The following is a 24,717-nucleotide window of genomic DNA, read 5'->3' as shown; positions in this document are numbered from 1 at the left end:
TGTTCCGGCGTCCCGTTTGGCCCGGCAATCGTGGCGGTCGGGACGGATCACCGCGCAAGCTGTTGGCGACCAAGCACGCCGCTCCCGGCACCCGGTCGAGCGGCCCAGCCAACACCCGTACCGCACAGGGGGATTCACATGTTCACTCGCACCCTTCGCACCCGTATGCTCGCCGCCGCCGCACTCGCGGCCGCCACGCTGACGCTGACGGCGTGCACCAACGGGGAGGGCGTCAACGACGAGGGTGCGTCGGCGGACCCCACCGTCACGGCGACGGCCTCCACCACGCCCTCGCCCGAGGCGGACGGCGCCTCCAAGGGCTCGACGGGCGGCTCGACGGGTGGTTCGACGGGCGGCGGGACGGGTTCGTCGGGTACGTCCGGGTCCACCGGCTCCTCGGGTTCCACGGGTGGCTCGGCCGACTCGGCGTCGGACTCGTCGTCCGCCACGGTCGCCTGCGCCAAGACCTCCACCCGGACCACCGCCACGGAGGTCTCCCGGCCCCTGAACCACCTTCTCCTCACCGTCACCAACACCGGCTCGAAGAACTGCACCCTCATCGACTACCCGGCCGTCCGCTTCGGCGAGGCCCAGTCCGTCCCGCCGGCCTTCGAGGACTCCAAGCCCCAGGCGGTGGTCACGCTGGCCCCCGGCGAGTCGGGCTACGCGAGCGTGCTGCTCTCGGCCGCGGACGGCAGCGGTTCCAACGGCTCCACGGCCACGTCCCTGGAGGTGTACTTCAACACGGACGCGACCACCGCCGCCCGCCCGTCGCTCCCGGCGAAGGGCGTGTACGTCGACGACTCGATCCACGTCTCGTACTGGCAGTCGACGAGGGCTGACGCGCTGACCTGGTGACCTGGGCAGCCCGGTTGTGACGAAGCTGTCGAATTAACTGCATGTTTACCGTTGGCCAACGCCGTAGGCTCCCTGTGATCACTCACAGACTCCCCGGGGGGACATGCATGCGCGCAACCACGCGCCTCGCCCTGCTCGGCACGAGCGTCGCACTGGTCGCCACCGCGGCCGGTGCCACCTCCGCACAGGCGGAGGACGGCGGCTCGGGCGACATCACGATCGACAAGGTCGTCGTCAACGGCGGCAAGCCGGTCGTGGTCGGCACCACCAACGTGGTGACCGCCAAGGTCTCCGTGACGGCGACGGACAACTCGGGCATCGCCGAGACCACGTACATCAGCGGCAACGGTCCGAGCCCGAACTACGCGCAGATCTGGTACGAGGACGGCGAGATCTCGTGCGTCAAGGTCAGCGCCACCACGTCGACGTGCTCGGGCCTGCTGACGTTCGACCCCCAGTGGGGCAACGCCGTCCACAACAACGCCGCGGCCGCCACCTGGGACCTGCGCACCCTGGTCGCCGCCAACGACCTCGACTACATCCACCGGGACGCGGCCACCACCTTCAAGGTGCAGCGCGCCTCGAAGCTGACGGTCAACGCCTCGCCGGAGCCGGTGACGAAGGGCAAGACCATCACGGTCACCGGCAAGCTGACCCGTGCGAACTGGGAGACCAACAAGTACGCGGGATACGCGACCCAGTCGGTGAAGCTCCAGTTCCGTAAGAAGGGCAGCACCACCTACACCACGGTCAAGACCATCAAGACCAACTCGACGGGCAACCTGAGCACCACCGTCAAGGCCTCGGTCGACGGCTACTACCGCTACAGCTTCGCGGGCACCGCCACGACCCCCGCGGTCAGCGCGGCCGGCGACTACGTGGACGTCAAGTAGCCACGTAGGAGAGCGTCTCGGCAGACGTCGGACAAGGGCGCCGTCCTCCTGGCGAGGCGGCGCCCTTCCTGGTCAGCGGCCGGTGCCCTTGGCGGGGGCGCGGCGGCGGCTCTGGCCCGGGCGGCCACGGCGGCCGCGGCGGGCGGGTCCCGAGGACTCGGGGCGGGTCTCGGTGACCGGCGGGGCGAGGACGACGGGGACGCCCGAGGGGGCCTGGGCGCCGGTGATACGGCTGAGCTCGTCGCCGCCCGAACGGACCTTGGTGGTCTTCGGGGTGATGCCGGCGTCGCTCATCAGCCGGGTCATGTCGCGGCGCTGGTGCGGCAGGACCAGGGTGACGACGGTGCCGGACTCGCCCGCGCGGGCGGTGCGGCCGCCGCGGTGGAGGTAGTCCTTGTGGTCGACGGGCGGATCGACGTTGACGACGAGGTCGAGGTCGTCGACGTGGATGCCGCGCGCGGCGACGTTGGTGGCGACCAGTGCCGTGATGTGACCGTCCTTGAACTGGGCCAGGGCCCGGTTGCGCTGGGACTGCGACTTGCCGCCGTGCAGGGCGGCGGCGCGCACGCCGACGGCCAGGAGCTTCTTGGCCAGCCGGTCCGCGCCGTGCTTGCTGTCGATGAACATGATCACCCGGCCGTCACGGGCGGCGATCTCGGTCGTGGTGGCGTGCTTGTCGTCGTCCTCCACGTGCAGCACGTGGTGGTCCATCGTCACCACGGCGCCCGCGGACGGGTCGACCGAGTGGACGACCGGGTCGTCGAGGTAGTTGCGCACCAGCTTGTCGATGTTGCGGTCCAGGGTGGCCGAGAACAGCAGCCGCTGGCCGCCGGGGCGCACCTGGTCGAGCAGGGCGGTGACCTGGGGCATGAAGCCCATGTCGGCCATCTGGTCGGCCTCGTCCAGGACGGTGATCTCGACCCGGTCCAGCCGGCAGTCGTCGCGCTCGATGAGGTCCTTGAGCCGGCCGGGCGTGGCCACGACGACCTCGGCCCCGCCGCGCAGCGCACTCGCCTGCCTGCCGATCGACAGCCCGCCGACCACGGTCGCGAGCCGCAGTCGCAGCGCGCGGGCGTAGGGGGTGAGGGCGTCGGTGACCTGCTGGGCGAGTTCGCGGGTGGGTACGAGGACCAGGGCGAGCGGCTGGCGGGGTTCGGCGCGCTGTCCGGCGGTACGGGCCAGCAGGGCGAGGCCGAAGGCGAGCGTCTTGCCCGATCCGGTGCGGCCGCGGCCCAGGACGTCACGTCCGGCCAGCGAGTTGGGAAGCGTCGCGCCCTGAATGGGGAACGGGGTGGTGACCCCTTCCGCGGCGAGGGTGGCCAGCATCTGCTGGGGCAGGTCGAGTTCGGTGAACGCCTCGACCGGCGGCAGCGCCGGTGTGACGGTGACCGGCAGGGCGAACTCCCCGCCGGGTGCGGCGGAACGGCCTCCGCGGCCATTACCGCGGCCGGACTTGCCCGCGCCGTTCTTGGGCGCTCCGCTCTTGGCCGCACGGGCGGGCACCGTACGGGCGCGGGAGGTACTGCTGTTCGTGCGAGCCTGGCGGTTCAAAGGGGACCTTCCTCGATACGGCAGATCTGATACGCCCCGGAAGGTCCCGGAAACAAAAAGAGTGCTCGTCGACGAAGGTCGAAGAGCACTCAAAGTCTCTGGTAACCAAAACTGCCACTTTACATCAAGGTAGCACAGGTCCAGGTTCGTCCGTGTGCCCGGCGTGGCGGCGGTACTCGGCGTTGATGCGCTGGGCTTCCTCGAGCTGGTCCTCGAGGATGACGATGCGGCAGGCGGCCTCGATCGGGGTGCCCTTGTCGACGAGCTCACGGGCGCGTGCCGCGATCCGCAGCTGGTAGCGGGAGTACCGGCGGTGTCCGCCCTCCGAGCGCAGCGGAGTGATCAGCCGGGCCTCGCCGATGGCGCGCAGGAAGGCCGGGGTGGTGCCGAGCATCGCGGCGGCCCGGCCCATCGTGTACGCGGGGTAGTCGTCGTCGTCCAGACGACCACTGAGGGGTGTATCTGCTGTCATGTCACCTCGTTGTGCAACGCGTCGAGGGGCCGGTGCCGTCCGGGACCAGGGCCCCGAAGGAAATTCAACACCATCTGCCGGCCCGACCGCGTCGAGGTGACGGCTGACGCAAGCCGAGAGGGCCCCGCCGACGAGTGTCGGCGGGGCCCTCTCCGGCGGGCGGATCAGTGGGTGAGCACGAGGACGTCCCGGAGCCGGAGCCGGTCCGTGTACGTGGAACTGCCGAGGTGAGCGGCGAGTTCGGCGCGGGTGACCGAGCCCGTGCACTGGTCGTCCCCGTCACACAGCAGGAGGTACTCGACCCGGGCACCGGCCATGACGGACAGGGCGACCTCGACGGTCATGTCGTCCCGGACCCGGGGCCCGGTCACGTCCGTCGCGCCGGGCCCGGCCATGACGGAGGGACCCGCCTGGTGTCGCTGTGTCCGAACCGGTGTCAAAGCCGCCTCCTCGTTGATGGGTGAGCTGCTGGGCGATGCGATGCCTAGGCCGCCGCGTCCAGGGCGGGACGCTGCGTCCTGCGTCGCGCCGCCTGTCCGGGGCCGCGCCCGCGGGCGGGGCGCCCCTGGCGGCTTCGGGACGAGGGAGCGCCCGCGCGGCGGGCGGGAGCCGCGGCCGGTGCGGGGATGACGACAGGAACGCCGGACGGGGCCTGGGCGCCGGTGATGCGGCTCAGTTCCGCTTCACCCGAACGCACCGGGGTGACCTCGGGGGTGATGCCGGCGTCGGTCATCAGCCGGTTCATGCCGCGGCGCTGGCCGGGGGTCACGAGGGTGACGACCGTGCCGGACTCGCCGGCGCGGGCGGTGCGGCCGCCGCGGTGGAGGTAGTCCTTGTGGTCGCTGGGCGGATCGACGTTGACGACGAGGTCGAGGTTGTCGACGTGGATGCCGCGGGCCGCGACATTGGTCGCCACCAGGACCGTCACCTGTCCGGTCTTGAACTGGGCGAGGGTCCGGGTGCGCTGCGGCTGGGACTTGCCACCGTGCAGCGCCGCCGCGCGGACACCGCTCTTCAGCAGGTGCTGGGTCAGCCGGTCCACGGCGTGCTTGGTGTCCAGGAACATGATCACCCGGCCGTCGCGCGCCGCGATCTCGGTGGTCGTCCGGTGCTTGTCCGCTTCCTGCACATGCAGGACGTGGTGCTCCATGGTGGTGACCGCACCCGCCGACGGGTCGACGGAGTGGACCACCGGGTCCGCGAGATAGCGGCGTACGAGCAGGTCGACGTTGCGGTCCAGGGTGGCGGAGAAGAGCATCCGCTGCCCCTCCGGGCGCACCTGGTCGAGCAGGGCGGTGACCTGGGGCATGAAGCCCATGTCGGCCATCTGGTCGGCCTCGTCCAGGACGGTGATGGCGACCTGGTCCAGTTGGCACTGGCCACGGTCGATCAGGTCCTTGAGCCGCCCCGGCGTCGCCACGACGACTTCCGCCCCGGCCCGCAGCGCTCCGGCCTGCCGACCGATGGGCATGCCGCCGACCACGGTCGCGAGCCGCAGCCGTACCGCGCGGGCGTAGGGGGTGAGGGCGTCGGTGACCTGCTGGGCGAGCTCGCGGGTGGGTACGAGGACCAGGGCGAGCGGCTGGCGGGGCTCGGCGCGCTGTCCGGCCGTACGGGCCAGCAGGGCGAGGCCGAAGGCGAGCGTCTTGCCCGATCCGGTGCGGCCGCGGCCCAGGACGTCACGTCCGGCCAGCGAGTTGGGAAGCGTCGCGCCCTGGATGGGGAACGGTACGGTCACGCCCTGGTGGCCGAGCGCGGCCAGCAGCGGTGCCGGCAGGGCGAGGTCGGCGAACGCCTCGACGGCGGGCAGCGGGGGCGTGATCGTCTTCGGCAGCGCGAACTCGCCCTGGCGGGCGGCGGGCCGGCGGTCGTAGCCGGTTGAACGCCGAGACGCCCCCGAGCGCTGGCCGACAGAGCCTCGGTAGCGGTCGTGGGAGCGGTCGTTGGAGCGGGTCGTGCGGGCGGTGCGTGCGCGGTTCAAGCGGAACCTTCCTCGATGTGGGCACGTAGACACGAAGCAAGGAAATTCCGCAGCAAATGAACGGCGCAGAGAATCGCGAGAACGAGCCGGAGATGATGGGCGTCGATTCGGATCGACGGGGAATGTCTCACCGATCGGTGAGATGGGATCTTCCCGTCACGCGCCCTGAAATGCAGCGAGCTGGGGCCCGCACCCCAAGGTGCGGGCCCCAGCTGCGAAATATGTGGTGCTGCCGGTGTCAGGCCGGAACGATGTTCTCGGCGGTCGGGCCCTTCTGGCCCTGGCCGATGTCGAACGACACCTTCTGGCCTTCCTGGAGCTCGCGGAAGCCCTGGGCGGCGATGTTCGAGTAGTGGGCGAAGACGTCGGCGCCGCCGCCGTCCTGCTCGATGAAGCCGAAGCCCTTTTCCGCGTTGAACCACTTCACGGTGCCAGTAGCCATGTCATTTCTCCTTGGGAGACGATAGTCGGAATGCGCCTTGTGCGGATTCCGCGTCGCCGTGCTGATTAACCCGTCGGAAAATGAACCCTCTGGCAACCACACCTGCAACTGAAATCGACAGTAGCACGGCGCGATCGACTGTGTGCGGTGGATGATTTCGGCCCGGTCGGCGATCGGGGGAATAGTCTCCGTGTGCCGCACCTATTTCTGGTTCCACGGATACAGATATTGGTCCGCGCGGACGCAGTGTTCCCGCCCCGATTTTCCGGCCGCAACGCCATGACCTCGGTCGATGCGCCGTACACCGCTGCCGTCGGCGCCGACGGACAGGACGACGAGAAACGCGCCCGGACCCCGCCTACGCAACGAAGGTCACATCGGCGTGGGGTCGACGCCGGCGGTCCAGGTGACGTGCGGAGGCTCGACGCGTGCGCACAGCGGCCCGCCCTGTGCGTCGGTCAGGCCGAGCCGTGCGACCAGCAGCCCGTCGCGGGCGGCGGCGTCGAGCACCTCGGCGGGGATGACGTCGAGCATGAGCTTGGCGCGCCGGAACATCGTGAAGACGCCCGCCTCGTCGACCGTGCCCCAGGACAGGTAGACGAACCGCCGGCCCAGACGGTTCTGCACATAGGGGCCCTTGATGTCGACGCCGGCCGCCGAGGCGCTCGTGGTGCACTCCAGGGTCCAGGTCGCGGACGGCGCGTCACCGGGCTGCGGCTCCAGGAGCTCGCCGGGACGGTCGCGGCGCTGCACGGCGACGTGGAGATCGGCGTACGCCGGTACTCGGCCGTCGGCGGAGGCGGGGCGGGTGCGGCCGGGCAGGTCGACGGCGTCGATGCGGATGCGCATGGGGTCCATCATCCCGCCCTCGTCCCTCCGGGCGTCCTTTCAGCTCAGCGCGCTGTTCTGCCGCCACTCGGTCCAGGAGAGGTTCCACGCGCCGAAGCCGTTCCCGGGGGCGACCACGCCCTTGGTGTCCTTGCCGGTGATCTCGAACGGGTCGCCGGGCCGCACCTGTCCGTAGAACCAGGCCGCGTCCGCGTCGCTCATCCCTATGCACCCGGAACTGTGGTTGGCCCTGCCGAAATAACGGGCGTTCCACGGGGCGGCGTGTGCGTACATGCCCGACCAGGTCAGCCGCATCGAATGCTCGACCATCTTGTCGTAGGCGTTGCCGAGGCCCACCGTCTCGGAGTTCATGTTGATCGTGCCCTCCTTGGCCATGAGCACGGCCGTGCCGCGCCAGGAGCGCTTGTCGCCGCCGGGTGTGCCGCCGGAGACCGGTATGCGCCGGACCGTCTCGCCGTCGCGCACGAGGGTGAGCTGGTGGCTGTCCAGGTCGACCTTGACGATCTGGCGGGTGCCGATGGTGAAGGTGGTCGTGTAGTCGCGGACGAACCAGCCGCCGTCCGCGCCCGAGTCGGTGCCGTTCAGCTCGGCGTTCAGCGTGACCTCGGTGCCGGGCTTCCAGTACGTCTTCGGCCGCCAGTCCACCCGGTCCCGGCCCGACCAGTCGGTCAGCCAGCCCCAGGAGCCCTCGGTGTCGTTCGAGGTGGTGATCCTGAGCTGCTTCTCGACCTCGGCCCGGTTCTTCACCGGACGGTCGAAGACCAGGGAGATCGGCTGGGCGACGCCGACGGTGGCGTCGGCGCCCGGCCGCCAGTCGACCTTGTTGACCTTGTCCGCCGGGGCCGTGGTGAAGGAGGACCGGGTGTTCCTGACGGTCCCGGCCTCGGTCCGGGTCGCCGCCGTCACCGTGTACGACGTACCGGGTACGGCCTTGCGGCGGGAGACCCACGAGCGGCCGTCGGCGGCGACCTCGCCGGCGACCTCGCGGCCCTCGCCGTCGGTGACGTTCACCGAGGTGAGCCTGCCGCCCGAGGCCGTGATCCGCACGGAGTCGCCCGCCCGGACCTGGTCTCCCGTGGGCGTGACGGTGACCGTGACCGGGCGGTCGTCGGCCTTCGGCGTCACCTCGGTGTCCGAGGCGCCGGGGGAGGAGGTCGACGAACAGGCGGCGAGCGGCGCGAGCAGGGCGGCCACGACGGTGGCCCGGACGCGGGCAGAGGCGAGAACACGGGTGCGCGACAACGGAACCTCCGGGACGGACGAAAGGGGTGGATGTCGTGACTGTAGAGCCGTAAAACCCGAGGTCAGCCGCTATGGAGCAATGTGACGGCGACTGGTGAGGAACGGTCATGGTCCGGTCACATTCGCCGCGCGGAGCGGTCATGGTCCGCTGTGAGCATCCTTTGCGTCCCCGTGACAGGCCCGGGGAGAAGGAGAGGCTCAGACTGTGTCAGCGCTGCTCGTGCCGCCCAGCCGCGTGCCCCAGGCACACCACCCGGGCATCACCCTGCGAACCATCACCGCGGAGACCTACCGCGCCTTCCTCGCGTCCCCCCACGGCACCGCCCTCGGCGCCGGATTCCTCCAGTGCCCGTCCTGGGCCGACGTCAAGGAGGGCTGGCGCGCCCAGCTGCTCGGCTGGGGCCCGGACCCGCGGGCGGGCCGGCTGACGGGCGTGGCCCTGGTGCTGCTGCGGCAGTTCCCCGGCACCCGCAGGTACTTCGCCTATCTCCCCGAAGGGCCCGTCGCCGACTGGAACGACCCCGACGTCGACGGCTGGCTCGGTCCGCTCCTCGCACACCTGCGCGGCGCCGGCGCCTTCGCCGTACGCATCGGCCCCTCACCCGCCTACCGGCGCTGGGACGCCGCCCGGCTCAAGCCGCTCACCGGCCCGGGCCGGCGCCTCGGCGACGTACTCGCCAGCGAGGTCGACCCGCTCGGCACCGCCGTCGCCGAACGGCTGCGGGCCCGGGGCTGGCGCCGCTGCGGCGGTGACGGGACCGGACAGGACGGGGACGCCCAGCCGCGGCACGTCTTCCACGTACCGCTCGCCGGACGCACCACCGAGGACCTGTGGTCCGGGCTCAACCAGGAGTGGCGCCGCAATGTGCGCCGGGCCCAGAAGGAGGGCGTGGAGGTGGTGGTGGGCAGCGCGGTCGAACTCCCCGAGTTCTACCGGCTGCTCGGCATCACCGAGCGACGCGACGGCTTCCGGCTCGGCCGCTCGCTCGCCTACTACGAGCGCCAGTACGCGGCGCTCAACGCCGAGGAACCCGGCCGGATGAAGCTGTACCTCGCCCGGCACCGGGGAGAGATCCTGGCCGCCCACACGATGATCACGGTGGGCCGCCGGGCCTGGTACCAGACCGGCGCCTCCGCCGACCACCGTCGCGAGGTCCGGCCCTCCAACGCCCTTCAGTGGCGCATGCTCCAGGACGCCCACGCCCTGGGCGCCGACGTCTACGACATGCGCGGGGTACCCTCCACTCTCGATCCGGAGGAACGCGCGTACGGATTGCTGCGGTGGAAGCTCGGCACCGGGGGACAGGTCGTCGAGACGCTGGGGGAGTGGGAGAGGCCATTGGGCGGCAGCGCCAACCACGCGCTCTACCGCGCCTTCCAGGCGTACCTGAACCGCCGATGACACAGACGGCCACCACCGCACCGACGAGGACGGCGGCCCGCAGCAGTGCCGTCATGGCCGCCGGATCCATCGTCTCCCGGGCCACCGGCTTCGCCCGCTCCGCCGTCGTCGCGGCGGCGCTCGGCACCATCGGACCGACCGCCGACGGCTACGCGGTCGGCAACGCCTTGCCCACCATCGTCTACATGCTGCTCCTCGGCGGCGCCCTGAACGCCGTCTTCGTGCCCGAGCTGGTCAAGGCCGCCAAGGAGCACGCCGACGGGGGCGCCGCGTACACCGACCGGCTCCTGACCGTCTGCGTCGCCGCCCTGCTGGCGATCACCGCGACCGCCGTGTGGGCGGCGCCCGCGATCGTCGACGCCTACACCGACTACACCGGCGCGCAGGCGGCCATGACCACGGCGCTCGCCCGCTACTGCCTGCCCCAGATCTTCTTCCTGGGCCTGTTCACCTTGCTCGGGCAAGTGCTCAACGCACGCGGCCGGTTCGGCGCGATGATGTGGGCGCCGGTCCTCAACAACCTCGTCGTCATGACCGTGTTCGGCCTGTATCTGGCCCTCGCCCTGGGCGGCGGCGACACGCTCACCGCGACCGAGACCGCCGTGCTCGGCTGGGGCACCACCGCCGGTATCGCCGTCCAGGCCCTCGCGCTCGCCCCCGCCCTGCGCGCCGCCCGCTTCCGCTGGCGGCCTCGCTTCGACTGGCGCGGCAGCGGACTGACCCGCCCCCTGCGCTCGGCCGGCTGGCTGGTGCTGCTGGTCCTGGCCAACCAGGCCGCCTACTGGGTCACCACCCGCCTCGCCACCACCGCGGGCCTGGACGGCGGCCCCGGATACGGCGCCTACAACAACGCCTACGCCCTGTGGGTCGTACCGCACGGCATCATCACCGTCTCCGTGGTGACCGCGCTGATGCCCCGGATGAGCGCGGCCGCCGCCGACGGAGACACCGACGCCGTGCGCCGCGACGTCTCCCACGCCCTGCGCGTCAGCGCCTCGGCCGTCGTCCCCGCCGCCTGCGCGCTGCTCGCCCTCGCCCAGCCGGTCATGGCGCTCGTCTTCGGACACGGCAGGACGGACGCCGACGACACCGCCGCCATGGCCGGGATCCTGATGGCCTTCGCGCCGGGACTCGTCGCCCTGTCCGGCCAGTACGTCCTGTCCCGCGCTTTCTACGCGCTCTCCGACACCCGTACGCCGTTCCTGCTCAACCTCGTGATCGTCGCCCTCAACGCCGGACTGTCCCTGGCCGCCGCCCACCTGCTCCCGGCCCGCTGGGCCGTGACCGGCATGGCGGGGGCGTACTCGCTGGCGCTGTGCGCGGGCTGGGCGGTGACCGGCCTGGTGCTGAGCCGCCGGCTCGCCGTCGCCCGCCCCCTGCGCTCGTCCGCCGTCGGCGCCCACGCGCGGCTGCTGCTCGCCGCCGTCCCCGCCACCATCCTCGGCCACCTCGCGGCCCTGGGCACAGCTCGGGCGGGGTCCCTGGCCGCCGCAACTGCCGGGGCGGCTGTCGTCGTCCTCACCTTCGCCGTGCTCGCCCGTCCCCTGCGGCTCACCGAACTCGAAGCGCTGCTCCGCGGCCTGCGCCGCAGACGGACCTGACCATCACCGAGGGAGAACTGCCGATGCCCCGCGTGCTCCTCATCGAGGACGACCCCTCCGTACGCGAGGGGGTCGAACTCGGTCTGCGCCGCCGCGGCCACGACGTACGGGCGGCGGCGACCGGCGAGGCCGGCCTCGCCGCGCTCGCCGAGTTCCGCCCCGATCTGCTGCTCCTCGACCTGATGCTGCCCGGCATGAACGGCGTACAGGTCTGCCGGCAGGTCCGCGAGCGGAGCCAGCTGCCGATCATCATGCTCACCGCGCGCGGCGACGACTTCGACGTGGTCATCGGACTGGAGGCCGGCGCCGACGACTACATCGTCAAGCCCGCCCGCCCCGAGGTGATCGAGGCCCGGATCCGTGCCGTCCTGCGCCGCATGGACGACAGCGGCCCGGGCCGCCCGGCCATCGAGGTCTACGGCGAACTCACCGTCGACCGGGTCGGACTGACCGTCACCAAGGCCGGCCGCCGGCTCGCGCTGGCCCCCTCGGAGCTCAAGCTCCTGCTGCACCTGTGCGCCGCCCCCGAGCAGGTGTTCAGCAGGCAGCAACTCCTGGAGCACGTCTGGGAGCACAGCTACCACGCCGACGCCCGCCTGGTCGACGCGTGCGTCCGGCGGCTGCGCGGCAAGATCGAGGACGAGGCCGGCAGCCCCCGCTACGTCCAGACACTGCGGGGCTTCGGCTACCGCTTCGGTCCGCTGTGAGCAGCGGCGAGCAGCGCTCGCGGATCAGGGCGTTCGGGCTGCGCGCGCGGTTGCTGCTCGCCTTCCTGCTGGTCGCCGCCGTCAGCGCCGGCACGACCGCCGCGCTGACCTACCGTGAGGCCCGCAACTCGCTGCTGGTGACAGCCCAGGACACGGCGGTCACGTCGTTCCGCGAGCACGTCCAGCAGACGGGCTTCCCCCTGCCCGTGCGGGAGGAGGGCATGGAGGACGTCCTGCGGGACATCGCCCGCAAGGGCAAGCCCCACCCCTGGGTGGTCTTCGCCGAGTACGGCTCGCTGCGCGCTTCCTCGGGCGAGAACCCCGTCTCCACCGTGATCACCCCCGAACTGCGCCGCGCCGCACGGGCCAACCCCCACGGCAGCTTCGAACGGGTCGTCAAGGACGGCGTCCCCTATCTGACCATCGCCATGCCCACCGTCTTCAAGACCGGCCCGGACAGCGTGCTGCCCACCGGGCTCGTCCTGTACGCCGTCATGCGGATGACCGACGAGCAGATCAACGTCGACGCCCTCCTCATGGCCGCCCGCGACGGCGCCCTGCCCGGCCTCGCCATCGCGCTGATACCCGGCCTGATCGCCGCGCGCAGCGTGCTGCGTCCGGTGCGGGAACTGCGCCAGGCGGCCCGGGACATGGGCAGCGGCCGGCTCGACACCCGGATCCGGGTGCGCGGCAGCGACGAACTGGCCAACCTGGCCCGCACGTTCAACGAGTCGACGGGCCAACTGGAGAGATCCGTGAGGGAACTGCGCGAGGCCGAGGAACGCGCCCGCCGCTTCGCCTCCGACGTCTCGCACGAACTGCGCACCCCCCTCGCCGGAATGCTCGCCGTCACCGAGGTCCTCGACGAGGACGCGGACGGTCTGGACCCCGACACCGCCCGCGCGGTCCGGCTGGTCAGCATGGAGACCGGAAAGCTCGCCGTGCTCGTCGAGGACCTGATGGAGATCTCCCGCTTCGACGCCCGCGCGGCCGAGCTGAACGCCGACGAGGTCGACGTCGCCGAAGCGATCCGCAAGACCCTCCACAACCGGCACTGGACCGACGACCGGATCCGCACCGAACTCCCCGACGGCATCCGGGCCCGGCTCGACCCGCGCCGCTTCGACGTCGTGATCGCCAACCTCGTCGGCAACGCCCTGCGCCACGGCGGGGCGCCCGTCACGGTACGGCTGCGCACCGAGGCACGCCTGCCGGGACCGCCCGTGCTGATCACCGACGTCATGGACGGCGGACCGGGCATCCGCCCCGAATCGCTCCCGCACATCTTCGACCGCTTCTACAAGGCCGACGCGGCCCGTACCCGCTCGGCGGGCAGCGGTCTGGGACTGGCGATCACCCTGGAGAACGTGAAGCTGCACGGCGGCACCATCCACGCGGGGAACCGGCCCGGGGGCGGTGCCGTCTTCGCCGTCGAGATACCGCTTCACTCGGAGGGGGCCGGCGGATGAGGCGAGGTGTGTCGGCCGTGGCCTTCGCCGTCGCCGCCTGCCTGCCGCTGCTCGGTGGCTGCGGTATCCAGGAGACCGACGTCATCGAGGCGGGCGGTCCCGCCAGCGTCCAGGCCTTCTATGACGGCGAGTCCCAGATGCTGCTGTTCTTCCGGGCCCCCGACGGCGGGCTGAGCCCCGTGATCCGGGACACCGGGTCGACGACGGTGTTCGGCGACGGATCGCTCGCGTCCTCCGGAGACCAGGACACGACCCGGCCCGTGCCGACGGAGAAGGTCGTCACGGCACTGCTCGCCGGCCTCCAGCCCGAAGACCGAGCCGTCGGCCTCACCACCGCCCTCCCCACCCCCCGCCCCGACACAACCGTCAAGGTCGAACACACCTCCCCCGACCGCATCACCACCCGCCTCCCCCTGACCCTTTCAACCCTCGACAACACCGCCCTACGCCAGCTGACCTGCACGATCGCCTACAGCCAGGACGCCGACGGCCAGATCCTCGTGGTACTGAGGGGCCAGGACGGCACGTCGACCTCGGACACCTGCGGGCTGGCGCCCGGCAGCGGCAGGTCCCTCCCGACAGAGACGAATCCGCCACGCGACGACTGACCGCGGGGGTTGCTTCAACACGCTGGGGGCGATGGAACGAGCGACCCTCAGGATCGGGTTCCAGGCGAACCAGCCGAGAACCTCGGAGCCCAGTTCCCAAGGGGCGTTCAGCAGCGCCTTTTCCGTCGCCTCCAGGTCCCAGGCGACCGTGGAGGTTGCCGCCGCGTCCACGGTGACCGCGGGCTCGTCGGGACTGCCGACCGAGAAAACAGCGTCGGGGCGGCAACCTTTTCGTCCTCTGCGGCAACTGGAAGTCGGAAGACCGAGTCGAACTACCGGATGGACGGGCATGAGGGCAACGAAGCACGCCGCGCCGCAACCGTGGCGCAGGCGCGGACCGGTCACGGGCATTCCCTTGGCGCTGCTGGTCGTCGGTGTGCTGGCGTGCCGTCCCTCGGGAGCGGAACCCGTGTAAGGATCACCGACATCTACGGGGAGCGGCTGAGCGTCGACGGCACCGCCGTTCAGCCGGACGTCGCGCAGCCGCCCGGCGTCCGGTTCGCCCGGTATTCACCAGTCCGCCGGTCAGCCTTCATCGCCCCGCAACCGAGCACGACCGCTGTTCCAATCCCGGGCCGGGCGCTGTTAGGCTGCGCCCCCATTGTTGTTGAACGCGCAACCAACGCGCACGTCATTGCCAGGAGAGGGCGACCGGGGGATGGTCCTCGATGACGCGTCCGCGGAGTTCCATGAATTCTTCGAACGCCACTATGCCGAACTTGCCCGTCTGGCACACCTCCTGACCGGGGAGACCGACGCGGCGGACGACCTCGCGGCGGATGCCCTGGTCGCCCTGTGGCAGCGCTGGGACCGGTTGCGGCAGGCCGACCACCCGCTCGCCTACGCCCGCGGTGTGGTGGCCAACCTGGCGCGCGGACGGATCCGCAACGCGGTGCGGGAGCGACGCCGGATCACCCAGTTCTGGTCCCGCGGCCCCGAGCAGGTGGAGGGGCCGGACATGGCGGCCGTACTGGACGTCCGCGCGGCGCTCGCCCGGCTGCCGTTCCGCAAGCGTGCCTGCGTGGTGCTGCGGCACGCCTTCGACCTGTCGGAGAAGGACACGGCGGCAGCGCTGGGCATCTCGGTCGGCACGGTGAAGAGCCAGACCTCGAAGGGAATGGCCGAGCTGGAACGGATACTGGGCGCACGAGCGGCCGGGGACCTGGTGGCAGGGAGGAGGAACCGGTGAACGACGAGATCGCCCGTCGGCTGCGCGAGGCCGCCGAGGCGCACCGGCCCGACCGCGCGCGGATGCTGGCCCGGGTGCAACGCGGCATGGCCGGCCCCGCCGTCCGTCACCGCGCGCGGCCGTTCGCGAGGTCCGGGACCAGGGTCGCGCTCGCCGGGCTCGCCGCGACCGGCATCATGGCGACCGGGGGCCTCGCCGTCGCGGCCATCGTCGCCAATTCGTCGCCGTCGCCCACCGTGACCACGCCTGCCGCTCCGTCCCCGACGGTCAGCTCCCCGCAGCCGACATCGGCCCGGCCGACCCCTGTGGCGCCGCCCCCGGCCACCACCCCGGGCAGCGTGCGCCCGACTCCGTCGGCCAGCAGTCCATCGCCGGCCGCGGGCAAGAGCCAGAGCGGGCCCCTGTGGTCGGCCGGCTCGCTGGACCCGCAGAGCACCGTCTACTGGACGCAGAGCAACCTCGCCCTCAAGACGACCCAGCCGCTCACCTCGCTCACGGTCGAGATCCGGATCGTGCAGACCGGCGAGGCGAAGAACACCGGCACCTGGCAGACCCTGCCGAGTGCTGACTTCACCGTCACCGTCCAGGAGGCCGGCGGCACGCTGGTCTACCGCTGGGTCCTCAAGCCGGGCCTGACCGTGCCGGCCGGGAGCCATGAGTTCGCCGCCCAGTTCAACAACGGCACTGGGGCGCGCAGTGCGGCGGGCGACGGCTACCGCGTCGACGCGCAGGCTTCGGGCGGCTCCGCGTCCGTCCGGGGAGGGTTCGTCCCGACCCGGTGAAGGACCGCTGCTCACCGCCTCGAGGAACCCCAGCCGTGCGCCGGCTGGGGTTCCAATCGTTTGGGGACCAGGCGGAGGCTCGGCGAGGCTTGTCGGGCTGATGGGTGGGCTCCTGGTCCTGCGCGGTGTGGGCGCCGGCGTCCCGGGCCGCATGCATCCTTCGCCACATCGGCGCATTCATCGACCCGGACGGCCCGCACTGTCCCGGCCTCGCGGTCGAACTCGGCTTCCTCGCCGTCACCTGTCAGCGCGATCACCCCCTTCGCCAAGGCCGCCTCTATCGGCGCCCGCACCGACGGCGGCGATGGCCGGCGCCCATGGGAGAGGTCCTCAGCCCGACGAAGACGACGAAATGCGCCCCCATCGAAGAGATGGGGGCGCATTCGTCAGCTTCGCCTACTTGAGGGTCGTACCACCCGAGTTGTGATGAGCGATCGTCTTGCGGATCAGGTTTCCGCCGTCGGTCTCGGGCGTCGTCTGCTCCGACCACCCCGCACCGAACAGCAGGGCGGCGATGTGGGCGTCCGCCACCTGGTCCATGTGGCCGAAGAGCCAGTCCACCTTGTCGTCCTTGAAGTGGCCGGGAGTGTTGTTCCCCGCCATGTTGCCCACGGGGATCTGCCACAGGACCACCGGCTTGCCCACGGACTCGGCCATCGTCTTCCAGAACTTCAGCGAGGCGGCGGCCTTCTGGTCGTTCCAGAAGGTGTCACGGCTGCCGTGGGCCGGCTGCGCGTACCAGCCCGCGTCGCGGTCCGACACATCGGTGACCAGGAAGTCGGCGTTCTTCGCCCCGAGGTCCGCGTAGTCCTTGACGCACTTCTGGAGGTTGCTCTCCCAGTCGAAGCAGGAGAGGTGCAGCCCCACCGCGGCGTTCGGCGCGTACTTGTGCGCCATGTGAATCAGGCACTGGGCGAGTCCGGAGGCGCTGTTCTCCTGCGATCCGCAGTCCGTCGGGTTGGCGCCCGTGACCTGCGCGGGGACCTGGTGCAGATTGCCGAGCGTCCGGGCGAAGCCCCAGAAGTCGGGCTCCAGGTCGATCATGTCGTGGGACTTGCCGATCTTCTGGAGGAAGAACCGGTAGTCGTTCAGGTACTTGGTGAGCAGGTCACGCCTGTCGATGGCCTTGACCTCGCCCGGGCCGTCACCCTCGCCTGCCATGTCCCCGAGGTCGCGCAACGAGTACCAGGTCCACAGGTACTTCTGCGGTCGCGACTTGCCCTGGTACGTCGCCTGGGCCGCCACGCTGTCCTGCCAGGTCACCTGGTTTCCGGGCGCCGTGCTGGTGCCGCCCCAGCAGCCCCACCAGGCCGACCACTCAGCCTTGCAACGCGATGCCGTGTAAGCGTCCGACGAGGGCGCGGGCTGGCTGTGTATATAGGCGTAGCGCACGTCGAACGGCGCGGCGTTCGCCGAGGCGTCAGTCATCGATCCGCCGATGAACACCTTGTCGCTGCCCAGGAAACGTGCCGTCGAGCTGCCGTTGGTGGCGGCCGGAGACGCCGGCGGCGACGCCGGGTGGGTGCCGCTCGGAGCCTGGCTCGCCGGAGTGCTGCCGCCGGGCGTGGGCGTGCTGCCGGAGTTCCCCGGGTTCCCGGTGCCGCCGGCGACGCTACCGGCCGCGACGAGCTTCCACTGCTGGTTGGCGCCGCCCCGGTCGCGGTTCTGGACGATGTCGCCCCCGTTGGCCTTGGTGGCCTTCTTGACACCGACGGCCATGCCACTGAAGCGATTGACCAGACGCACGTAGCCGTCCGACGACTTGGCCAGTTTGAACTGCTGGTTGGTGGCGTTCAGGTCCTTCCACTGCACGATGGCGGAGCCGGCGGTCTTCGACCAGCCGAGGTCGTCCAGCACCTTGCCGGAGGTCCGGTTCTGCAGCCGGTAGTACCCGTTGCCCGAATCGACGAACCGCCACTGCTGGTTGGCCCCGCCGTGACGGCTCCACTGCACCACCGCCGCGCCGTCGTTCTTGGCGGAGCCGAGGTCGTCCAGCACCTTGCCGCTGTCGCGGTTGACCAGCACGTACCACTTCTTCAGATCCAGGGTTTTCTGCTCCGCCGAAGCCTGGTTGACCACGACAGCCGAGCCGGCCACGACCACCGTGGCGAGACCCGCCCAGAGACCCCGACGCGCGAGCAACCGACGGCCACGATGCTTCGGGCGGTCACCGCGCGCGCCGCCGTCGGCACGGTGGCCGCCGACGCGGGACGCCACCGGTGACGTGGGTGGGCCTGGGACACGTCTGTGCTCTCGTTCCAGGGACATGCCTGTGCTCTCGCTTTCCGCCGCTGCATCTGACCGGACCGCTTGGCCGGACAACGCTTAGTGGTCCGAGAGGCCGAAAAAGGTTGCCGCGAAGATCCACAGACTCTTTCGCCTTGACCGCTTCCCGTTCGCTGCGGAGCACGGCACGCCTGACGCCGGCGGTGGCGAACGCCTGATGGCTGGTCGGGGAAGGTTGGGGTACGCCGGCATCTCCGACACCCTCGCCCTGGGCATCCTGTGCGAGGGGTACGGCATGCACTGGAAACGCGACCGCTGATCACCCCGCACAGCAAAAAGGCCCGGGTCTCTGACCTGGGCCTTAATCATGGAGCGGGTGACGAGAATCGAACTCGCACTCTCAGCTTGGGAAGCTGATGTTCTACCACTAAACTACACCCGCGTAAGACGCCGATTCAGATCGGTGTCCGGACGCCTCGTCACTGTACCCCATGTCAGACCCCCGGCGCTGAAGCCGTGGGGTCTGTGTGCGTTCCGGGGTGGCGATGGGGCTGCGGGGGGCCGGAGTTGGGGCGTACGGTGGAGGGGTGGGAGAGGCTCCGGGAGGGGTCGGAGTGCCGCCTGGAGAGTCGTTCCTTCCATCCCGTAATGTGGCATTTGTCGTCCGGCGAGCAGCAGCCGGACGCGGCTCTTGGGGAAGGGACTCCAGAACTTGATGGAGCGCACTGTCGTCCGTTGTGCCGATGGGCACGTGTTCAGCACCGCTTCGTTCCCGATGCAGCAGGCCGAGCGGCTCGGCCCCGGGCGCCTGGTCCGGTGCCCGCGCTGCGCCCGGCTTCGCAGCGTCGTTCCGGTGACCTTGGAGAAGCAGTAAAGGAGTAGTACCCAGGCGCGCGGACCGTCCGATGGTGGTCGGTCCGCGCGCCTTGCGTATCCTCGGGGCGTGCTTCTCTCAGACAAGGACATCCGGGCCGAGATCGATGCCGGGCGGGTACGGATCGATCCCTACGACGAATCCATGGTGCAGCCGTCCAGCGTCGACGTGCGCCTCGATCGCTTCTTCCGGGTGTTCGAGAACCACCGCTACCCCCACATCGACCCCTCCATCGAGCAGGCGGACCTCACGCGCCTGGTGGAGCCGGAGGGCGACGAGCCCTTCATCCTCCACCCCGGCGAGTTCGTCCTCGCCTCGACGTACGAGGTCATCACCCTCCCCGACGATCTCGCCTCGCGCCTGGAGGGCAAGTCCTCCCTCGGCCGCCTCGGTCTCGTCACCCACTCCACCGCCGGTTTCATCGACCCCGGCTTCTCCGGGCACGTGACGTTGGAGCTCTCCAACCTCGCCACCCTCCCCATCAAGCTCTGGCCCGGCATGAAGATCGGCCAGCTGTGCCTGTTCCGGCTGTCCTCGCCGGCCGAGTTCCCCTACGGCAGCGAGCGCTACGGCTCCCGCTACCAGGGCCAGCGCGGCCCGACGGCCTCCCGTTCCTTCCTCAACTTCCACAGGACGCAGGTATGAGCGACGTACGGGAGAACCTGACGTACGAGCGCTTCGGCGTCGCCGTACGCGAACTCGCCCAGACCATCGCCGACGACGGCTACGAGCCCGACATCGTCCTGTCCATCGCCCGCGGCGGCGTCTTCGTCGCCGGCGGTCTCGCCTACGCCCTGGACTGCAAGAACATCCACCTGGTGAACGTCGAGTTCTACACCGGCGTAGGCACCACCCTCGACATGCCCGTCATGCTCGCCCCCGTCCCCAACGCCATCGACTTCTCCTCCAAAAAGGTCCTCATCACCGACGACGTCGCCGACACCGGCAAGACCCTCAAACTGGTCCGCGACTTCTGCCTCGACGCCGTCGCGGAGGTCCGCAGCGCCGTCATCTACGAGAAGACGCAGTCCCTGGTGAAGTGCGAGTACGTGTGGAAGCGCACCGACGAGTGGATCAACTTCCCGTGGAGTGTGCTGCCTCCGGTACATAGGTCGGGCGAGGCGCCGAAGGAGAACAAGGAAGCGGTCTGAGCTGCACGTTTCCTGGAGATCGCGAAGAGAGCCCCTCGGTAGGTCCGCGAGGGGCTCTCTTGCTGCTCGAAGTGACGATTGCCTTCCGATCCAGAGTTTCAGATGGATCGGTCGTCGGTGGTCATACCGGTATCACCTGGGTGCCGATATCAGACCATGTCGATCTGCCAGGCAATCACGCCTGTAGATCCTTTGGCGCCCTCAACATCGATGCGTACCGGCAACTTGTGCACGGTGAGCCGTTGCTGCACCACTGACTGATCGCATGGCACCTCGATCTTCGGCCCGGTGCTCGCCGGTGTATACGTCAAGTGCGCGCTGCCGCTGCCCATGCACACCAGGTTGACCTTGTATGTCTTGCCTTGGCGCAGAGTGGGCTCGGTGTGGATGCCGTCGGCTACGCGCTCCGCGCCAGCCTCCACCATCTTCCCACCCTGAACGGTGGCAAGGGCCGCCTGGGCCCGGTCGGTGAGCTTCTTCTCCTGTGCCTTGGCTGCGGCCTGAGATTCACTTGCCGAGGGCGGTGATGACTGGGGATTGGCGGCCTCGCCGTCGCGGCCGTCAGAAGTGCACGAGGCCAGCAGCAGGGCCGACGCTGCCACAGCGCATCCGACGAACCATGCCCGTGAGTTCATACTGATCATGTCGAGGTTTCCCAGTACTTCCAGCCGGTTTCCGACGTGGGGAAGGTTGCTGTTCCATGACCGATCTCGACGGTGTCGCAGCTACGTCCGCTATTGGAACGCCACTTCTTCCAAGTCGTCTTGTAACCCCACGAACCGTATTGCAGATGGCCGTACTTGTTTCTGGCGATCTCGTGAGTGTAGGTGTGTCCGGTGGTTACCGTCACGCTGGCCACGACCTTTGCACTGACCGTGGCCTTGGCCTTCGCGAGGAGCGCTCCGGCTGACCACTCCGCACTGCCCGAGACCGTGTCGACACTGCTTCTGCTGCTGCCGGATCTTGAGCGGCGCCGCGATGAGTTGAAGCTGGAGCGCGGTCGGTTCAACAAAGCGCGTCAGCAAGCCGAATCCCTGAGCGCGGACATCGGGGAGGACTTCCACTCCCTCCCGATCGAGCGGAAGCGGGCGTTGATCTTGCACAGCCTGTCGGCCGTACTGATCCACCCTGCTGGGAAGGGGCGCCGGAAGTTCGATCCGAGTCTGATCGAGCCCATCTGGCGATGACCTTGCCGTACCGACTGGAGGAAGGCCCGGCCTTGGCCGGGCCTTCTCGGTGTTCAGACGGCGACTTGAGCGGGGCGCGCATCCTCGCGACCGTAGGCCAGCACCCGGGGGAGCACCTCGCGGAAGCGGGCAATGTCCTCGGCCGGCGCCTCCAACACTGCCTCGATCTCCGTGTCCGCCAGGTCCAGCGCCGGTAGTGCCGCGGGGGCCAGGGAGATGCGCAGGATGTTCCCGGTCAGCTCGGCCGACCGTACGCACCCGTATGCGGTGCCCTGGTCGGGGGTGACCACGCAGTGCGTGTCGAATCCCAGGGAGACGTCCTGCTCATCCGGTTCATCGGCGCTGCACTGGAACAGCATGAAGAAGCCGCTGCCGTCCTCTCCCTCTGCGAGACCCGCCTCGACGAAGCAGTCGTAGTCGAGATCTATCTCCGCCCCGGCGGCACGGGCAACGAACCTGTAGGTCATGACCGTGTTCTATCAGCACGCGGGGAGATCGCCACGGCGAGCTACGACCCTCATGCGGTCAACGATCCCTGGTCCGTCGAACCTCCCGTGGTCAAGCGGGCCGGGCAGGTGCTCGACGCCTGAGGAGGGCGGTGTGATGAAAGAGGAGCTCCCCGTGGTGGGGAGCCCCTCTTTCTGGTGGTGCTCAGGTGGTCAGAACGTGCCCAGTTTCACGATGGACAGCAGGGCGATCAGTTGGATCGAGGAGGCGCCCAGGGCCTTGGGCCAGGGGAGGTCGTGGGACTTGGAGACCATGAGGGTCAGGAGGGCGCCGGCCGCTACCCAGGTGGCCCAGCCGAGGCCCTGGACGAAGGTCGCGTCGCCGCCGAAGAACATGGCGAAGACCAGGCGGGGGGCGTCCGTCAAGGACATGATCAGCATCGAGAGGCCCACCGTGGGCTGCCAGGCGCCGTCGCCGCCGAGCTGGCGGGCCAGGGTGTGGGTGACCACGCCCAGGACGAAGGACGACAGCACCATGGCCACGGCCGTCGTCAGGACGATCGGGACCGCGTTGGAGAGGGTGGCGTTTATGGCGTCCTCGCGGGCGCCGTCGAAGCCGAAGACGGCGAGCAGGCCGTAGAGGAACGTCACGATCAGGGCAGGGACCCACATCGTGTAGTCGCGCATCTGGAGGAAGGTCTGGTTGGGGGCCGTGACGATGCCCCTCAGCAGGTCCTTCCAGTGCAGGCGCGGGCCCACCGGGGCGGACGGCGCGGTCGAGCCCGCGCGGTACGTGCCGCCCTGGTTGTAGGGGTCCTCGCCCACCGAGAACGCCTGGGTGTGGCCCGGGTTGTTCGCCGCGTACGGATCGTGGCCGCCCTGGGGCTGCTGCCCGTATCCGCCGTCGCCGAAGTACTCCGGCTCGTCATAGCCGCCGGCCCGGGGAGCGCCGTACGGCTGCTGTCCCGGCGGCGGCGCGGGGTAGCCGCCGTACGACGGTCCCTGCGGAGCCTGCTGCCCGTACGGAGGTTGTTGCGGTCGCGTGTGAGGAGCGCCGTTGTCCCGGCCGCGTCCGATCCTGAATCCAGCCACGCCTTCGAACGTACCTGGTTACGGAGAGCCGCGTGCCGGGCCCGAGGGTTCGGGCCCGGCTTTGCGGCCGAGCTGTGACATCCCCTAAGGGGTTGTCACGGCTGTCCCTGACACGTCGTGAGGGTCAGCCCGCGATCGGCGGACCGACCTCCGGCCGGGGCGGTCAGGGGCAGTGGGGTGAGGCCCGCGGGCAGCAGGGCCGCGGGCGCCGTCGTACGGATGCGTACGGCTCAGCCTTCCAGGACGTCGCCGAAGTACGAGTCGCCCGTGGGGCCGCCCAGGGTCGGGCCGCTGAAGGACTTCGAGCCGGTGGCGGTGATGCCGGAGGTGGTGGACTTGAGGAACCAGACCGCGCCGTCGCTGCTGTTCTCGCCGGAGGCGGAGGTCACCAGTTCGGTACGGCCGTTGTTGTCGATGTCCGTGAGGTGGACCGCGTAGCCGAAGTGGTCGTACGACTCCGCCGTGCCGGGGACGTTCGCGGTGTTCTGCGAGTACGACTTCGAGCCGGTGCCGGTCAGGCCGGAGGCCGAGCCGCGCAGGATCGTGACCGTGCCCGCGTGCTTCGCCGAGCCGATGGTCTCCTGCTCGGAGCCGACCGCGATGTCGGCGTAGCCGTCGCCGTTGACGTCGCCGGCCGACAGGCTCCAGCCGAAGAAGTCGAACTTCTCGGCCGTGCCGGGGACGCTCGCCGAGTCCTGGGTGAACTTCACCGGGGTGCGGCTGGACAGGCCCGTGGACGCGCCGTACGTCACCGTCACCGCGCCGCCCAGGCCGCCGTTGGGCTCGGACGTCGACTTCTCCATGAAGTTGCCGGTGACGATGTCGCCGTAGCCGTCCTTGTTCACGTCGGCGATGACACCGGCGTAACCGCCCGCGAGCTTCTTGCCGACCTTGAGGGTGCTGGTGGCGTCGCCCGTGTAGAGGACGCTGCGGGTGCGGTAGTCGCCCGTGCTGGTCTCCTCCTGGCCCATGACCAGCAGGTCGGTGCGGCCGTCGGCGTTGACCTCGCCCGCGATGAGGCCGTCGGGGTAGATCGTGGTCTGGTCGACCGTGTCGACGCCGACGAGGGACGCGGCCTTGCCGGTACGGGAGACGGGGCCGCGGAAGATGTTCAGGGACGGCGTGGAGTTGTTGCCGGCGGCCAGGTCGGTGTGGCCGTCGCCGTCGAAGTCGCCGGCCGCGAGGGACCAGCCCAGCTCGTTGCGGTACTCGGGCAGCGGGGAGGAGATGTCGGTGCCGGACTTGATGCCCGTCGCGCCGCCCCACAGCACGGTCAGCGCGCCGTAGGAGTCGGTGGAGCCGATCTTCTCGCCGTGCACACCGACCACGATGTCCGTATAGCCGTCGCCGTCCATGTCGCCCGTGGTGAGACGGTCGCCGAAGTAGTCGCCGGCCTCCGGGGTGCCGGGGATGCCGTCCGTGGCCTGGCTGATGATCTGGCGCTTGGTGGTGTCCAGGCCGCTCTTGGTGCCGTAGACGACGGCGACATAGCCCGCGCCGGTCTTGCCGGAGACCTTGGCGATCGAGGCGGCGATCGCGACATCGCGGTAGCCGTCGCCGTTGAAGTCGCCGTCCAGGCCGGAGGGGGCGGCGGTCGCGGTCGTCGCGGCCGAGAGGGTGAGCAGACCGCCGGTGAGGGTGGCCGCGACGGCGGTCGCGAGGGTGGTTCTGAGGTGACGCATCGGGGTTCTCCTG

Annotated in this window: 25 protein-coding genes and 1 tRNA gene; 12 read left to right on the top strand and 14 right to left on the bottom strand. The window is 70.2% G+C overall.

Translation table 11 applies throughout. The features are described from left to right. The first annotated feature begins 138 nt into the window (after positions 1-138). Together ACFY0U_RS10615 and ACFY0U_RS10610 are read left to right on the top strand one after the other, a co-directional pair. Complete coding sequence (locus tag ACFY0U_RS10615; RefSeq protein ID WP_388633242.1) at positions 139-858, top strand: DUF4232 domain-containing protein; 720 nt, start codon at positions 139-141, stop codon at positions 856-858. Between the two features lie 107 nt (positions 859-965). Then, positions 966-1,751: a calcium-binding protein gene (locus ACFY0U_RS10610; protein WP_388633239.1), complete on the top strand. Its 786-nt coding sequence runs from the start codon at positions 966-968 to the stop codon at positions 1,749-1,751. A gap of 72 nt (positions 1,752-1,823) precedes the next feature. On the opposite strand, the gene ACFY0U_RS10605 is transcribed toward ACFY0U_RS10610, so the two are convergent. The 7 genes from ACFY0U_RS10605 to ACFY0U_RS10575 all read right to left on the bottom strand — a co-directional run bounded on the left by ACFY0U_RS10605 (position 1,824) and on the right by ACFY0U_RS10575 (position 8,288). Continuing rightward, positions 1,824-3,302 carry a DEAD/DEAH box helicase gene (locus ACFY0U_RS10605; protein WP_388633236.1) on the bottom strand — a complete coding sequence of 493 codons (1,479 nt, stop codon included), beginning with the start codon at positions 3,300-3,302 and terminating at the stop codon, positions 1,824-1,826. 124 nt (positions 3,303-3,426) lie between these two features. Next, entirely contained in the window at positions 3,427-3,774 is a 348-nt protein-coding gene (locus ACFY0U_RS10600) for a MerR family transcriptional regulator (RefSeq protein ID WP_388633234.1), read from the bottom strand. A gap of 164 nt (positions 3,775-3,938) precedes the next feature. Further along, positions 3,939-4,169, bottom strand: coding sequence for a CBS domain-containing protein (locus tag ACFY0U_RS10595; RefSeq protein WP_388633232.1), 231 nt, complete (start codon positions 4,167-4,169; stop codon positions 3,939-3,941). 89 nt (positions 4,170-4,258) lie between these two features. Then, positions 4,259-5,755, bottom strand: coding sequence for a DEAD/DEAH box helicase (locus ACFY0U_RS10590; RefSeq protein ID WP_388633229.1), 1,497 nt, complete (start codon positions 5,753-5,755; stop codon positions 4,259-4,261). A gap of 238 nt (positions 5,756-5,993) precedes the next feature. Beyond that, entirely contained in the window at positions 5,994-6,197 is a 204-nt protein-coding gene (locus ACFY0U_RS10585) for a cold-shock protein (RefSeq protein WP_351473518.1), read from the bottom strand. A gap of 372 nt (positions 6,198-6,569) precedes the next feature. Further along, positions 6,570-7,046, bottom strand: coding sequence for a DUF5990 family protein (locus ACFY0U_RS10580; RefSeq protein WP_388633226.1), 477 nt, complete (start codon positions 7,044-7,046; stop codon positions 6,570-6,572). A 39-nt stretch (positions 7,047-7,085) separates the two neighbouring features. After that, the gene (locus ACFY0U_RS10575) at positions 7,086-8,288 is read right to left on the bottom strand and encodes an Ig-like domain-containing protein (protein WP_388633222.1); all 1,203 of its coding nucleotides are present in this window, start codon (positions 8,286-8,288) and stop codon (positions 7,086-7,088) included. Between the two features lie 205 nt (positions 8,289-8,493). On the opposite strand from ACFY0U_RS10575, the gene ACFY0U_RS10570 reads away from it, so the two are divergent. The 7 genes from ACFY0U_RS10570 to ACFY0U_RS10540 all read left to right on the top strand — a co-directional run bounded on the left by ACFY0U_RS10570 (position 8,494) and on the right by ACFY0U_RS10540 (position 16,046). Further along, a complete protein-coding gene (locus ACFY0U_RS10570; protein WP_388633220.1) occupies positions 8,494-9,690 on the top strand; it encodes a lipid II:glycine glycyltransferase FemX in 1,197 nt (398 codons plus the stop codon). Then, positions 9,687-11,291, top strand: a complete 1,605-nt coding sequence (murJ, locus tag ACFY0U_RS10565; protein ID WP_388633217.1) for a murein biosynthesis integral membrane protein MurJ — start codon at positions 9,687-9,689, stop codon at positions 11,289-11,291. The genes ACFY0U_RS10570 and murJ overlap by 4 nt, the downstream gene beginning before the upstream one ends. A gap of 23 nt (positions 11,292-11,314) precedes the next feature. Next, positions 11,315-11,998, top strand: a complete 684-nt coding sequence (locus ACFY0U_RS10560; protein WP_388633215.1) for a response regulator — start codon at positions 11,315-11,317, stop codon at positions 11,996-11,998. After that, positions 11,995-13,467, top strand: a complete 1,473-nt coding sequence (locus tag ACFY0U_RS10555) for an ATP-binding protein (RefSeq protein WP_388633212.1) — start codon at positions 11,995-11,997, stop codon at positions 13,465-13,467. The genes ACFY0U_RS10560 and ACFY0U_RS10555 overlap by 4 nt, the downstream gene beginning before the upstream one ends. 17 nt (positions 13,468-13,484) lie before the next feature. Then, the gene (locus ACFY0U_RS10550) at positions 13,485-14,075 is read left to right on the top strand and encodes a hypothetical protein (RefSeq protein ID WP_388633209.1); all 591 of its coding nucleotides are present in this window, start codon (positions 13,485-13,487) and stop codon (positions 14,073-14,075) included. Between the two features lie 658 nt (positions 14,076-14,733). Continuing rightward, a complete protein-coding gene (locus ACFY0U_RS10545; RefSeq protein WP_388633206.1) occupies positions 14,734-15,264 on the top strand; it encodes a SigE family RNA polymerase sigma factor in 531 nt (176 codons plus the stop codon). Continuing rightward, positions 15,261-16,046 carry a hypothetical protein gene (locus ACFY0U_RS10540; protein WP_388633203.1) on the top strand — a complete coding sequence of 262 codons (786 nt, stop codon included), beginning with the start codon at positions 15,261-15,263 and terminating at the stop codon, positions 16,044-16,046. The genes ACFY0U_RS10545 and ACFY0U_RS10540 overlap by 4 nt, the downstream gene beginning before the upstream one ends. Before the next feature lie 396 nt (positions 16,047-16,442). Here the strand turns inward: ACFY0U_RS10540 and ACFY0U_RS10535 are convergent, their stop codons facing one another. Then, the gene (locus ACFY0U_RS10535; protein ID WP_388633200.1) at positions 16,443-18,188 is read right to left on the bottom strand and encodes an RICIN domain-containing protein; all 1,746 of its coding nucleotides are present in this window, start codon (positions 18,186-18,188) and stop codon (positions 16,443-16,445) included. A 452-nt stretch (positions 18,189-18,640) separates the two neighbouring features. Beyond that, positions 18,641-18,714 (bottom strand) — tRNA-Gly (locus tag ACFY0U_RS10530). A gap of 501 nt (positions 18,715-19,215) precedes the next feature. Between ACFY0U_RS10530 and dcd the strand changes: the two genes are divergently transcribed. After that, entirely contained in the window at positions 19,216-19,791 is a 576-nt protein-coding gene (gene dcd, locus ACFY0U_RS10525; RefSeq protein ID WP_361516665.1) for a dCTP deaminase, read from the top strand. Further along, positions 19,788-20,297, top strand: coding sequence for a phosphoribosyltransferase (locus ACFY0U_RS10520; RefSeq protein ID WP_388633197.1), 510 nt, complete (start codon positions 19,788-19,790; stop codon positions 20,295-20,297). Before dcd ends, ACFY0U_RS10520 begins: the two co-directional genes overlap by 4 nt. Positions 20,298-20,446: 149 nt before the next feature. On the opposite strand, the gene ACFY0U_RS10515 is transcribed toward ACFY0U_RS10520, so the two are convergent. Beyond that, the gene (locus ACFY0U_RS10515) at positions 20,447-20,941 is read right to left on the bottom strand and encodes a hypothetical protein (protein ID WP_388633194.1); all 495 of its coding nucleotides are present in this window, start codon (positions 20,939-20,941) and stop codon (positions 20,447-20,449) included. Then, complete coding sequence (locus ACFY0U_RS10510; protein WP_388633192.1) at positions 20,938-21,147, bottom strand: hypothetical protein; 210 nt, start codon at positions 21,145-21,147, stop codon at positions 20,938-20,940. Before ACFY0U_RS10510 ends, ACFY0U_RS10515 begins: the two co-directional genes overlap by 4 nt. On the opposite strand from ACFY0U_RS10510, the gene ACFY0U_RS10505 reads away from it, so the two are divergent. Next, positions 21,134-21,484 (top strand): hypothetical protein, encoded by a 351-nt coding sequence (locus ACFY0U_RS10505; protein ID WP_388633189.1) that lies wholly within the window; start codon positions 21,134-21,136, stop codon positions 21,482-21,484. The genes ACFY0U_RS10510 and ACFY0U_RS10505 overlap by 14 nt on opposite strands. A 53-nt stretch (positions 21,485-21,537) precedes the next feature. On the opposite strand, the gene ACFY0U_RS10500 is transcribed toward ACFY0U_RS10505, so the two are convergent. From ACFY0U_RS10500 to ACFY0U_RS10490, 3 genes are all read right to left on the bottom strand, one after another. Beyond that, positions 21,538-21,951, bottom strand: a complete 414-nt coding sequence (locus ACFY0U_RS10500) for an Imm10 family immunity protein (RefSeq protein ID WP_388633186.1) — start codon at positions 21,949-21,951, stop codon at positions 21,538-21,540. A 192-nt stretch (positions 21,952-22,143) separates the two neighbouring features. Beyond that, entirely contained in the window at positions 22,144-23,022 is an 879-nt protein-coding gene (locus ACFY0U_RS10495; RefSeq protein ID WP_388633183.1) for a YIP1 family protein, read from the bottom strand. 230 nt (positions 23,023-23,252) lie between these two features. Then, the gene (locus ACFY0U_RS10490) at positions 23,253-24,704 is read right to left on the bottom strand and encodes an FG-GAP and VCBS repeat-containing protein (protein ID WP_388633180.1); all 1,452 of its coding nucleotides are present in this window, start codon (positions 24,702-24,704) and stop codon (positions 23,253-23,255) included. Between the last annotated feature and the right edge of the window lie 13 nt (positions 24,705-24,717).

The organism is Streptomyces sp. NPDC001536 (assembly GCF_042894505.1).
Classification (GTDB): Bacteria; Actinomycetota; Actinomycetes; order Streptomycetales; family Streptomycetaceae; genus Streptomyces.
This window is presented reverse-complemented; position numbering and strand designations above follow the sequence as displayed.

Bases quoted from the DNA above. Each gene is read 5' to 3' on its own strand.
- ACFY0U_RS10610 (WP_388633239.1), top strand. From the start codon at position 966: ATGCGCGCAACCACGCGCCTCGCCCTGCTCGGCACGAGCGTCGCACTG.
- ACFY0U_RS10520 (WP_388633197.1), top strand. From the start codon at position 19,788: ATGAGCGACGTACGGGAGAACCTGACGTACGAGCGCTTCGGCGTCGCC.
- ACFY0U_RS10615 (WP_388633242.1), top strand. From the start codon at position 139: ATGTTCACTCGCACCCTTCGCACCCGTATGCTCGCCGCCGCCGCACTC.
- ACFY0U_RS10500 (WP_388633186.1), bottom strand. From the start codon at position 21,951: ATGACCTACAGGTTCGTTGCCCGTGCCGCCGGGGCGGAGATAGATCTC.
- ACFY0U_RS10515 (WP_388633194.1), bottom strand. From the start codon at position 20,941: ATGATCAGTATGAACTCACGGGCATGGTTCGTCGGATGCGCTGTGGCA.
- ACFY0U_RS10585 (WP_351473518.1), bottom strand. From the start codon at position 6,197: ATGGCTACTGGCACCGTGAAGTGGTTCAACGCGGAAAAGGGCTTCGGC.
- ACFY0U_RS10560 (WP_388633215.1), top strand. From the start codon at position 11,315: ATGCCCCGCGTGCTCCTCATCGAGGACGACCCCTCCGTACGCGAGGGG.
- ACFY0U_RS10545 (WP_388633206.1), top strand. From the start codon at position 14,734: ATGGTCCTCGATGACGCGTCCGCGGAGTTCCATGAATTCTTCGAACGC.
- ACFY0U_RS10600 (WP_388633234.1), bottom strand. From the start codon at position 3,774: ATGACAGCAGATACACCCCTCAGTGGTCGTCTGGACGACGACGACTAC.
- ACFY0U_RS10580 (WP_388633226.1), bottom strand. From the start codon at position 7,046: ATGCGCATCCGCATCGACGCCGTCGACCTGCCCGGCCGCACCCGCCCC.
- ACFY0U_RS10595 (WP_388633232.1), bottom strand. From the start codon at position 4,169: ATGGCCGGGCCCGGCGCGACGGACGTGACCGGGCCCCGGGTCCGGGAC.
- ACFY0U_RS10490 (WP_388633180.1), bottom strand. From the start codon at position 24,704: ATGCGTCACCTCAGAACCACCCTCGCGACCGCCGTCGCGGCCACCCTC.
- murJ (WP_388633217.1), top strand. From the start codon at position 9,687: ATGACACAGACGGCCACCACCGCACCGACGAGGACGGCGGCCCGCAGC.